The 11,655-nt window shown below is 46.3% G+C and carries 9 protein-coding genes; all 9 read right to left on the bottom strand.

Features of this window, described 5'->3' with window-relative positions; all coding sequences use genetic code 11:
• On the bottom strand, positions 1-1,069 hold a 1,069-nt coding region (fabD, locus tag E1163_RS29840), incomplete at its 3' end, for an ACP S-malonyltransferase (protein ID WP_155177420.1).
• 85 nt (positions 1,070-1,154) lie between these two features.
• Positions 1,155-2,117 (bottom strand): acyltransferase domain-containing protein, encoded by a 963-nt coding sequence (locus E1163_RS29845; protein ID WP_155177422.1) that lies wholly within the window; start codon positions 2,115-2,117, stop codon positions 1,155-1,157.
• A gap of 409 nt (positions 2,118-2,526) precedes the next feature.
• The gene (locus tag E1163_RS29850) at positions 2,527-3,939 is read right to left on the bottom strand and encodes a DUF1302 family protein (RefSeq protein WP_155177424.1); all 1,413 of its coding nucleotides are present in this window, start codon (positions 3,937-3,939) and stop codon (positions 2,527-2,529) included.
• A gap of 460 nt (positions 3,940-4,399) precedes the next feature.
• A complete protein-coding gene (locus tag E1163_RS29855) occupies positions 4,400-5,191 on the bottom strand; it encodes an enoyl-CoA hydratase/isomerase (RefSeq protein ID WP_155177426.1) in 792 nt (263 codons plus the stop codon).
• Positions 5,179-6,438, bottom strand: a complete 1,260-nt coding sequence (locus E1163_RS29860; RefSeq protein WP_155177428.1) for a hydroxymethylglutaryl-CoA synthase family protein — start codon at positions 6,436-6,438, stop codon at positions 5,179-5,181. Before E1163_RS29860 ends, E1163_RS29855 begins: the two co-directional genes overlap by 13 nt.
• Before the next feature lie 357 nt (positions 6,439-6,795).
• Positions 6,796-8,799 carry an aminotransferase class V-fold PLP-dependent enzyme gene (locus E1163_RS29865; protein ID WP_155177430.1) on the bottom strand — a complete coding sequence of 668 codons (2,004 nt, stop codon included), beginning with the start codon at positions 8,797-8,799 and terminating at the stop codon, positions 6,796-6,798.
• Positions 8,800-8,878: 79 nt separating this feature from the next.
• Positions 8,879-9,532 carry a class I SAM-dependent methyltransferase gene (locus tag E1163_RS29870; protein ID WP_155177432.1) on the bottom strand — a complete coding sequence of 218 codons (654 nt, stop codon included), beginning with the start codon at positions 9,530-9,532 and terminating at the stop codon, positions 8,879-8,881.
• A gap of 31 nt (positions 9,533-9,563) precedes the next feature.
• The gene (locus E1163_RS29875) at positions 9,564-10,721 is read right to left on the bottom strand and encodes a cysteine desulfurase family protein (protein ID WP_155177434.1); all 1,158 of its coding nucleotides are present in this window, start codon (positions 10,719-10,721) and stop codon (positions 9,564-9,566) included.
• A gap of 30 nt (positions 10,722-10,751) precedes the next feature.
• Positions 10,752-11,573, bottom strand: coding sequence for a C-GCAxxG-C-C family protein (locus E1163_RS29880; protein WP_155177436.1), 822 nt, complete (start codon positions 11,571-11,573; stop codon positions 10,752-10,754).
• Between the last annotated feature and the right edge of the window lie 82 nt (positions 11,574-11,655).

Here is an 11,655-nt window from a genome sequence, read left to right on the forward strand (position 1 = left end):
TACGAGTTTCCAACTCGTCTTCATAGAAGCCGGAGGTCACTTTAGTGCCTACCGGATGGGCCTCATTCCATTGCTCTACCAGCGTTGCAGCATCCGTATGTTGCTTAGGCTTTGATGTTTTTGTTATCGACCTACTCTTTGGAGCAGCCTTTTCATTTGCTTTTGTCCTTTTCTCTTCACTTGCTTTGGACTTAGCTTCTGTTTTTCCGGAAGCGTTTTTATCGTAATCCTTTTTAATGTACCCGATCAACTTCGTCAGCACATCCCCTACGCCAAGCTCTTCAAATTCTGTTACGCCCTGATCCAGCAGGTAGGTCATGCTTTCTGACCATCTTACGCTGTTCGACAACTGGTCTATCAGGTGCTGGGCTACATTTTTAAACTCATAGGGCTTGCCGGTTACGTTGGCAATCACGGGTATTTTTGGCTTAGAAAATTTAGTCTTCTTTACCTGCTTTCCAAATTCTGCAGCAGGTTCTTTCATGTAGCGCGAATGAAATGCCCCGCTGGTGTTCAAAGGAATGAACATGGTATTGGCATTTTCAAAGTATGACTGGGCTTTGTTGATATCTTCTCGCAAGCCTGAAACTACGATCTGGCTGGGTGCATTCAGGTTTGCAATGTCTATGGTAGTCAGCTTAGCGTCCTTCAGGATTTCCCTGATCTGTGCTTCCGAGGAATTTAAAACTGCAGCCATTCCTCCATTTTTGGCCTGGCTCATCAGTTCGCCCCGCTTTTTCACCAGCTTAAGACCGTTTTCAAAGCTAAATACTCCGGCAGCTTCCAGGGCATTGTACTCTCCCAAGCTATGGCCTGCCAAAAAATCCGGCTTCTTTTCACCGTCTTTCAGCTTTTTCTGGTACGAAAGGGCATTGACCACGTACAGCGCAGGCTGGGTAAATTGGGTTTCGTTCAGTTGTTTATCAGGATCATTCAGGCAAAGCTCTTTGATGGAGTATCCCAGTATCTTATCTGCTTTTTTAGTCAGCTCTGGAAACTCATCAAAAAGGTCGCCTCCCATGCCTTTTCTTTGTGAGCCTTGTCCGGGAAATACGTATGTTTTCTTCATGGTTATTTTAGGTTTTTAGATTCTCGTAATTATTTATTTTCCAAACACTTTCCTGCCAGGTATACAGGAAGAGTAATATCATATATCAGTATGTATGACTAAGCAGGTTGGCTTTCAACCTGTCGATATTGAGCAGGTCTCTGCCAAACTGGTTGAGCACCTGCAAAGAGACGGAACCTGAATCTGGCGGAAGAATGTATTTTACAAAGGTAGCCAGGGTACCGCTCGGCCCCACATCTATGAAAATATAATCGCCTGTATCCAAGACCCTTCTTACCGTCTGATGAAAATTGACCGGGTGCCGGATAGCCTTCCACAGGTAGTCCCCATCCGGTTGCTGTACTATTCCTTCGTTTAAGGAAGAAATCATAGGCACTTTGGGTGCCGAGATGCTTACATGATGAACAAGCTGTTTGCACTCTTCTTCTATCGGGTCTATAAGCTCGGTGTGGAAGCCGTATTTAACCGGCAGGATTTGAGACATTATACTTTTCTTGTTCAATTCTCCGTGCAGTTGCTGTATTGTAAGGGGCAAGCCGCTGACTACAAAATTTTCGGTGAAATTCTCCGCGGTCAGCCAGCAGTCGTGGAAAAGTTCAGAGTAGTCTGTCATCAATGATTTCTGCCCCATGACAGCCAGCATGGCTGCGGGCTGGGTCTTTTCATCAGTCAACCTGGCAATATCTACGGCCAGCCTGATTCCGTCTTCCAGTGAAACTGCCTCTGACGCTACGGCTGCTACCAGCTCGCCAACGCTGTAGCCCATAAGGAAATCTGGCTGAATATTCATTTCATTGAGTACTTTGGTCAGGCTGTACTGGATGCATAGCAAGGCTGGCTTGGTATGCAGTACGTTGTCAAAGGGCTCGCCCTTGCCTTTACCTCTGTATAGGATGTCGGTCAGTGAGGTTTTAATGATGGGTTGAACGATTTCGTTGCACTGATCCATCCACTGCCTGAACTTGGAGTGGTTCTCATAGAGTTCCTTGCCCATCTGGTAGTATTGGGACCCTTGCCCGGAATACATGAATATGATCTGTTTCTTCATTGAATGCTGGTTTTTGAAATTGCTGCTTTTATGGCTTTTCTGCTTTAAAAACGCAGAGCCCTCTGCGAGAGACTTTGCTCGGAAGTAATGACAAAGGAGAACACCCTCCGGCCTACGACCACCTCCCTCAAGGGAGGATTTGTGTATTTTTCAATATGGCAATTAATATTCTTAATTACCTCTTTCTTTGTATTAATTCTTTGTTGTATTTCCTGCATATTAGGGCTTTTGTGCCCTGGAAGACGCAGAGTCCTCTGCGAGAGACTCTGCTTGGAAGTAAAGAAGTAAGAGTAGCAGGAAGTAGTCTTAAATACGAGTAAACGATGTCGTTTACCTCCAAATTATATCACTTGCACTGCCCTAAACTGTCCCCATGAGGGGACTACAGGGGTGTTTTGCACCGTACAAATCAAAACTGGTACTGGATTTTGAGCACGGCTTGCTTTTGGTTGCGGTAAATGTATAGCCCGCTGTTTGGGTCATCGGTAAAGGGCATTAACATGTCAAAATACAGTGTCGTACGGTCATTCCAGTTGTAGGAGGTTGACAGTATATTGAAAAAGTTAGTATAGGGACCATTATACATGGAAACCAGGTTAATGGATAGATTACCTTTCATGAGTTCTTTACCCAGGGCTGCCAGCAGCATGTAGTTATTTCTGGGCTGTCCTTGTATGCTTTCGTTCCAGTCCATAATGTGATAGTTTACGGCTTCCAGGCTTAAGGTAACGCTGTTTTTCATATAATAATCTACTCCCAGCGAGGCATCGAGTGCATTCTTCTCCACAATTTGAAACGACGCATCGTTATAAGCTTTTTTGGATTTTATGGCGGTTTCTCCTTTGATAAGAAAATTGCTAATAGCCCTGTTGAAGGTAAACCCGGCCATATGGAAGCGGTGCTTGCCTCTGGTGATTAATTCGGGGTTGACCATCCGCAGGGCAAATTCATTGTTGATCAGGCTGGCGGCCATGATGCTGATATCGCTCTTCCCAAAGGTCTTCTTCCATCGCAATCCAAACTCAAAATGGTTGTCATCGTCAGATTCTTGCTGGTATTTGACGGTTCCGTTAAAGGGTTCGTAGTAGTAGCCTGTCCCTTCTTTGGGATGTTCATTAAACTTCGGATCAGGGGTGAAAAATGCACTCCAGTCACCGGATTCCGAATAATGGTCTACTGTAATGATGGGTTGTCCTATCCTCAGCTCATCGATGCTCAAACTTAATGGCTCCCGGTAATCGAGTCTGCTTACTTCGTTGGTGACAATGGCAAAGTCGGACTCTCCCCATACCAGGGTCTGGATACCGGCGCGTATGCTGGTTTTGCCAAAGCTGGCCTGCAAAAAGGCCTCCCGCGTTCTTCCTCCGAAGGAAAACTCGGTTTCTTCTGTATTGTCATTGAACCAGTAGGAGATCTGCCTGGCCCGATGGTCATTTTTCAGGAAGGTAAAAATCTTCGTGTCTACCTGTAGTGAAAAATGATCGAAAAAAGACCGTGAATATTCGAGTCTGTATGAAAGCCTGTTGTTCATTACCCTGTCTGGTTTGGTTACTTTGTAGGCCAGCTCGTATTTAAGCCCGATACGCATCGGATCGAGGATGTATGAGTTTAAAAAGGATTCCTTTTCTTCTACGACCAACTCGTCGGGTGAACTACTAAAAACGGGTGCTTCACTTTCTGAGAAGTCCAGTTCGGGGGTATCAAAATCTTCCCATTCGGTTGTGTCACTTTCCACCGGTGTCTGGCTGCAGACAGTGGTAAAAGTGATCATTGAGATCATGATAACAAGTAGTGTATTGACGGTATTGAGGCGACTCTTCATGCTTTCCTCTAAATGATAGATTTAATTAAAATTTGCTTTTCCTTATCTATAGAATCTCATCTCCAAAACAGCTCTATGCATATTCATTAAAGACAGAACTAAACGGCGGCTTTACTAAACCTTCGGAAGTTTTGTAAAGCTTAGCTGCTCGGGAGCACTGGCGGTAGCAATATCTCCAGGCAGAGGTTATTACACCCTTTCAGGGCTTGTTATCCTTTGCTATCGTACAAAAGGCTGCACCTTTTGCTATGTGATTTTGCCCTTTCAGGACTCAGATGGGCACTGCTTTTTAAGCAGTCCCTACCCCTTGGAGCCTCTCTGATACTTGTGGGCGGCTGTCTGGGGACAGCCACCGGGTCAGGGAGAGCTACCGGAACCGGAGTCTTCCTTTAAAGGATTATCCCTCGAAAACTATAGATAATTTTCAAAGCCAACTATAGCCATACTTCCAAAGCGTTATTTACCCGGCTTCCCAGGGGAATTGTCCGGTTTTTACAAACCTTGCAATTTTATCCAGGTTGTTTTGGTCTGAGAACACTTCGATGTTGGCTGCGAGGGCTTCTGCTTTGGAGGCCTCGGGAAAATCGTTGAGCTTGTTCATGTAATTTTTATAGCGGGCTACTCCCTCTTTGGAGAGCAACCGCAACCTTAACAGGTGTTTTCTCAACAGGTTTTCACTTTTGTCTTCATAGGCATCTACCAAACCCCAGTCGCAGGCTTGTTTTGCTGATACAGGCTGGGTCATCAGGGTCATGTAATGTGCCTTTGAAAAACCTACCTTTCGGATCAAAAACGGTAATACGCAGGCAGGCATCAGGCCGAACAGTAACTCTGACAGGCTGAATACTGCCCTTTCTTCACAGAGCACGATATCGCAGGCAGCCACAAAGCCAATACCTCCGGCATTAGCTTTCCCCCTGACATGGGCAATGGAAACGTAGGGACCGGAAGCCAGCTTCATCCACAGGTTGTACATCGGTTCGGGATTTTGCTCCTGGTGACCGCTCCCATTGTCAAGGCTTTGCTGAATGCTCTTGAAGTCTGCCCCGAAACAAAATACTTCGGGGGAGCCTTCCACTACCACAATCTTGGCCTGTTCTTCACACTGATCAAGTACGTGACTAAACTCTTCCACGAGGCTGTCGTTAATGGCGTTGTTGGCCTCGGGACGGTCGATCTGAATAAAACAAATGTCGTCTTCAAACCGGACTTTAATGGTTTCGTAAGTTGCTACATTGCTTAAGATACCCATTCGTACTCTCTTTTAAATTCCTTGATCTCTTTCAAAAACAGCGTCTCTCTGCCCATGGCTTTCCTGGACTGAGGTATGAAGCTGGTATCGAGTGTTACATTGCGGGTTCCGAATTTCACTGCATTGCTGCCTACAAGCAGGTTTTCGTATTCGTCCATGGTTAGCTCATACCTTTTGTCGAACTGTTCTTTGATCTTATATTTTTTCAGGCTTTGCTGGCTTTCTTCACTTACCACACCACTGAAAAACTCGGAGCAGCAGCCGGAACCGTAGGAGAAGCACCCTACCCTTTGTGCCGCTGTAAAGTTGCCGTTCTCAATGGTGCTGGCCAGGGACATCATAGCGGTAGCGCCCATGATATTGCCTATCCGCTGGCAGTAGACCAATCCTGGTACTACGCGGGTCTCGAAATCGGCTTCAATGTCCTGAGTCTTTGCTTTCACTGTTTTCCGCATCAAATTGCGGTGTGCTCCCTTGACCATGCCTCCGAATGGCGTGTGAAAGGCCAGGTAGCTGAAAGTTTTGGCGTAATCTGCCTCGGGTACCCTTTTCTGATATTCGTAAAATGCATTCTCACAGCAGTCAAGGTAAGAAAGCAGTGACAGATCTGAGTCTCCCGCCTCTCCATCAGTGGTGGGCCTGCAAGTGTCCATAACCTGGTAGCCGTAATAGCCATTGGCTCCGATATCTACCTGGAACACATAGGGTGTTTCACTCACGATCATCGCTACAGCCCCGGCACCGCCACTAGGCTCGGCAAAAGACCACTCCATGGTAAGTGCATCTCCTCCTTCTTCGATCATGAAGCGGGATACGTCGGTGGCAATCACCAAGGCTTTTGCCCCGGGTGAGGTCTGCGAAAGAATGAAATTAACGGCCATTTGAAAGCCGGCCACTCCGGAGTAACATGCATTCTTGAGCTCAAACAAGCGACAGTTGCGGTTCAGGCCCAATATTTCATGAAAATAGGTACTCATTGATTTGCCAAAGTCAAAGGACGACTCCGTGCATGAGATAACCAGCTCAATGCGGTCTTTCTCTTCCGGACTGAGGGCATCAATAAGTGGCTTAGCGGCATTTACTCCGTAAGTAACCGGGTCTTCATATGGTAAGGCCACGGTCTTCTCCTTCATCAGGAGGTTCTTAAACCTGGAGGTATCCAGGTTCCTGTGTTCGGCAAGCTTCTCTACATCTAAAAAAGTAGTGCCTGCGAAAACATTCATAGCTTCAATTCCTGCTACACGCATATATTTTTATTACAGTTAATGGTTGAAAAATTTTTACTGGGTGCTTGTTACTGGTTGCTGGGTGCTTGTTACTGGTTGCTGGTTGCTGGTTACTGGTTGACAATCCCTATAATCCCCTCAGGGGGATAGTAGTCTCGTAGAAATATTCAGAATCCAGATTCTTTTTATAACCGTTAACCGGTCACCGGTCACTGTTTACTATTTACTGTTTACCGGTCACTGTTTACCGATCAAACTGTCGTTTCTCCGGTCTTCCGTCTTCGGACTTCGGACTTCGGTCTTCCGACTTCAAACTTTTGCCAGTTCCCCGTTGACCTAACACCAAACACCGATTACTGGTCACCTGTCGCCAAAAAATTACTCAGCATAGGCATAAACCTTGTGAATAGCCGTCTGGGCGAACTCTTCCAGTTCTTTCTGGAAATCGGTCTCGGCCTGGGCGAGTGCTTTCTTTTGTTCGCCGTTGGGCTTTCTTTTGGCGTCGCTGGTCAGTTTGTTCAGTACCTGGATCAGGATTTCGATGTCTTCTTTGGTATTCTCAACGCCTAAACTTACCCTTACTACGCCAGGGAGCTGGGTTTTGGGAGACACCGTAAGCACAACTCGCTGAACCTGCTCCAGTACCGGGCTGATATCAAGCAGGTGCTTAATGAGCAAGTGAGAGCAGTGGCAACCGTACCGTACTCCTATGCCCCCCTTCTGGAACATCTCTTCGGCCAGCTTGTTGTGCAGGATGTCTTTTGTTTCAAATACGATAACACCAATTTTCTTATCGAATGAACCTGAATTCTGGTCTGTAATACCAAAAATCCTGATGTTAGGTATTTTTGATAAACCATCTAATGCCATTTTGGTAAGTTTTTGTTCTTCCTCATGGATCACATCGAAACCAATTCTTCTCAAAATCACCAATGCTTTGCCTAAAGAGGCCACACCGCCGATGTTCTCTTCTCCTGATGTGCAGATCTGCCGCATTTCATCCGGCTTGTAGTTGAGCAGGCCTTTTTTGGACACCAGCACGCCGGTACCAAATGGCGCATATACTTTATGGGCTGAGAATGCCATATAGTCGATATCGTCTTTTTCCATTTCAACCTTGCGGTGTGCTACTACCTGGGCACCGTCGACCAACAGACGTGCACCATATTTATGTACAATAGGGCTGATTTTATCGATATCATTGCAGGTTCCCAATACGTTGGAAGCACCGCTTATGGCCACTACTTTGATACGCTTTTTACCATGTTTGTGATCCTGGTTGTACTCTCTCAGGTGGTTTTCAAGCTCTACGAGGTCTACAAAGCCTTCTGCATTTACCGGTAGCCTTACCAGCGACTTCTTCGAAGCCATACGCCAAGGCAGGTCGTTGGAAGAGTGCTCCAGCAATGAAATAAGCACTGCCGGTTCTGTGTCCCTGTCATTGGAACGGCCAAGGCTTTCGGACACGAGGTTGATGGACTCGGTAGTGTTTTTGGTGAAGATGATGTCGTATTTATCCAGGGGAGCTCCAAGAATTTCGCTGCAAATGGCTTTTACTTCCCTGACCACATCCTGCTTTCTTCGCTCGGGCAGGCGCAATGCCTGACGGAAAGTATTCCATATCGGCTGGAATGTAGGTGTACTGGCACTGTTGTCGAGATTAACAAAGGGCTTCTCCCCTTCCAGTGTAGGCACGATCATGCCCAGGCCTATCAGGGTCTTTCTGAGCTGCTCCATAAGTTCCACACCTGAGTACTGCTCCAATTCATCTTTGTAGAGCAATTCCGTGATGCCCAGATCTGTGCCCTGCAATTTTTTGAAGATATCTTTTCCATACCGCTTTAAAAGGAGCATTGCTTTGCTAAAAGCAATAACATTGACAATAGCTGGTGTACCTGCTTCAAATTTGTCTGGTCCGGTATTCCAGATGATCCAGCCTGCGGCTACAAGCCTGGCTGTTCCTCCTCCGCACTCTGTTGGTGAACCTTTGGGAAGGGCTTTTTTCTCTACGGCAACTGCCGTAATACCTAATGGCAGGCCTATTTCACGGCTGGTAATGGTTTGGTAGCTTCCGGGCTTGAGCAGGGAAATCAGTTCGGAAGTTCTTTTGGGTGAACAGAAAATAACTATGTACCTGTCTTTGTTCAGGCCCATGTATTCCAGCACTACACCTCTGGCGTGCTCATATAGTTGTGAAGATACCAATGAGTTGTGCCCACTTCCGCGATGTACGTTGGAATAAGTCTCAAGGGCAGCATACACTCCGCGTTCGAGCTCGGTAAATGCTCTCTCCGCTCCTTTATTTTCAGGCATGCCATTCTGCTTTTCTTCGAGTTGGCTTACATCCGCTGATGCGTACTCAGTTTGCTTAATTGTTTTCATCTGAATCTCTTTCGTTTTTTAATTATTAGTTGAATTTGGTCTGTACTTTCTATACTTAATCAGCCTCAGCCAGTGAGGCTTAATCTTTCTTTGCAACAATGAAATATTGTCTCCCGGTTTTTTGCAGGCACTCACTTTCTGCTATCCTGAAACCTCTGCGGGTGATTGCGTCCACCAGTTCATCCACGCTGTAAGTTTTCAGGTTTGGGATCAGTCCGAGCTTGCTGACCAGGGAAAGGGCAATACCTGCAAACGACCTTTTGCCCATGCAGGGTGTCACGGAAATGAACAACCCTCCCGGCTTCAGCAATTCGTGAACCCTTCTCAGTGCCTTGGGCATATCTTCCAGCAGGTGAAGCAGGTAAACGCCTAAGATCACATCATAAGTCCCCGGTTTGTATTGTGGATCAAATATAGTTGTGTGTGTATACTGAATGTTTTGAATATCCAGCTCATCGGCGTTTTTTTGGGCCAGCCGGATCATTTCCGATGAAATATCCAAGCCATGGACGGTTTGTACATCTCCGGCAATTTCGTTGGCAAGTATTCCGGTGGCACACCCGAAATCCAGGACTTTGTCCTGCTTTTTGAGGTACCTCCTGGTCCGGTCAAGGATTTTCAAGCGTACGGCTTTATCCTTCATTTCTTCCTTATCGTACCCTCCGGCACTCTTGTCCCAGAATTTTTCCGATTTGTCTGTCGTCTCTTGTGAGGTGTGGGGTTGGTTTTTCATGATCGCGGCCTGAGTTGGTTAAATTTTAGTTTTAAAGCTTATCATCCTCAATATACTGTTTAAGCACCTTTAATGTGTATTTAATGTGTTTCGGTTTCGTGGCGGTACCAAAACTTATCCTGATAGACTCCTGTGCTGCTTCGTCTGACAACCCGATAGCTTTTAATACATGTGAGGGTTTGTTAGAAGACGTGCTACAGGCAGAACCTGCTGAAACGGCAATGCCATGAAAATCAAGCATCTTCATTAATTCCCCACTACCGATACCCGGAAAGGTCAGGTTGATGGTATTGGTCAAACAATTGTCCATCGGAGAGTTAATGATAATATCGCTTTTGATCGCTTTCAATTCATTAAGGAATGTGCGCTTAAGAGACTCATTTTGCATTGAAAATGTTACAAGCTTATTCACATGTTTGCAAGCTTCTCCAAAGCCGGCAATGTTATGGATCGACTCAGTTCCTGCACGCATGCCTTCTTCCTGATGTCCACCGTGAATGTAAGGCTCTAAGGGACAGCTAATTCTGGCGTACCAGGCTCCAATGCCTTTGGGGCCATAAAGTTTGTGGGCAGAAAATGTGGCATAATCTACATCCAGATCTTTTACATTGATCGGGATCTTGCCCAGCGCCTGCACGCAATCGGAAAATACCAAAGCCCCTTTGGCCCGCGCCATTGCGGCTATCTTTTTCACATCCTGGATCGTACCGATCTCATTATTGGCCAACATGCAGCATACCAGCGAGGTCTTATCATCGATCATGGCATCCAGCTTATCAAGGATCACACGGCCTGAGCTGTCTATCGGGCAATACTGCACGTCAATACCCTTTGTTTTCAAATATTCCAGGGTATTCATCACCGACGGATGCTCTATGGGTGTAGATATGATCTTGTTTTTATCAGGGTAGAAATGGTTGCTGACCGTTTTCAATAAGGCATTATTGGATTCGGTGGCACAACTGGCAAAATACACCTCATGTGAATGCGCCCCGATGGCAGAAGCCACCTGCTCACGGGCTTTTTCAATGATCTGTGCTGACATTTTACCCTTGGCATAGCCCGATGAAGGGTTGCCCCAATAAGTTTTCAACACCCGGTTCATCACACTCCTCACGGGAGGTGCAATGTGGGTTGTTGCGTTATGATCGAAATAAACGTTGCGTTTACCCAATAACTGTTTTATCATGGCAATTATATTTTAAAATACTTGTATGGATTATAGTGCGGCAAGCGCATCGATGATCTTCTTACAACCTCCGTTTTTGATGTAATCGGAGTGATCATCTATATCTTTAAACTCTTTGCCGGTGATCTTGCTGCACATTACTTCAGAGTCAGTCTGCACGTAAAATGCTCTCAACATCTTCTTCTGCTCCTGGGCGTCAAATGACGAGGCAGATTTACCGGGGTTTTTCTTGAGCCAGTCAACCATTTTGTACCAGATGGCGGCACTGAGTGCTCCACATTCCTTTCCGCTAAGCCCAAGACCTCCGGCGTACCCGGCCACCATGAGCATTTCTTCATCGGTTCCCCCCATTTTTCTCACTACTTCAGAGGCACAGCTCACTGATCCCGGGCAGAACTTGACCGTGTCGTCAGACAATCCTTCATCGGCTGACTTGATGGCTTCGGGTGCCCATTTTCCAGCAAGCTTCATACAGGTAAAGGCTTTACCGGTAAACAGTACCTTGAGTGGGGCCAGTTTGCCTGAGAGGTCCATATCGGTGATATCGCGGCAGCTTATGGTGTTCGTTCTTTTGGTAAATGACTGCATCAGGTGCTGGGTGGCAGTAATAGCCATGGCCACAGCCGTGCCCGTGTCTTCGTTTCTACGATAAGATTCTGCCCCGGCAGCCAGAACAGCGCCACCTATCAGTCCGCATTGGTAGCCTCTGTTCAGTAGTCCGCCCGCAAAAGGAGATGCGGCTACCTCTGCAACTTCATTAGGTACACCGTACTCTTCATTGAGCAGTGAGCAGAATGCCGTACCGCATGTTCCTCTGGATAATACTTTGAGACCGTCTTTATAAGCTTTCATAATGAAAATTTTAAGTGAGTTATTTGATTAAGTATAGTTTACAATTTCGTCCGTTGTGTGCGTCAAAGGGCTAAATTGTATG

The organism is Fulvivirga kasyanovii, assembly GCF_009711405.1.
In the GTDB taxonomy this organism is placed as follows: domain Bacteria; phylum Bacteroidota; class Bacteroidia; order Cytophagales; family Cyclobacteriaceae; genus Fulvivirga; species Fulvivirga kasyanovii.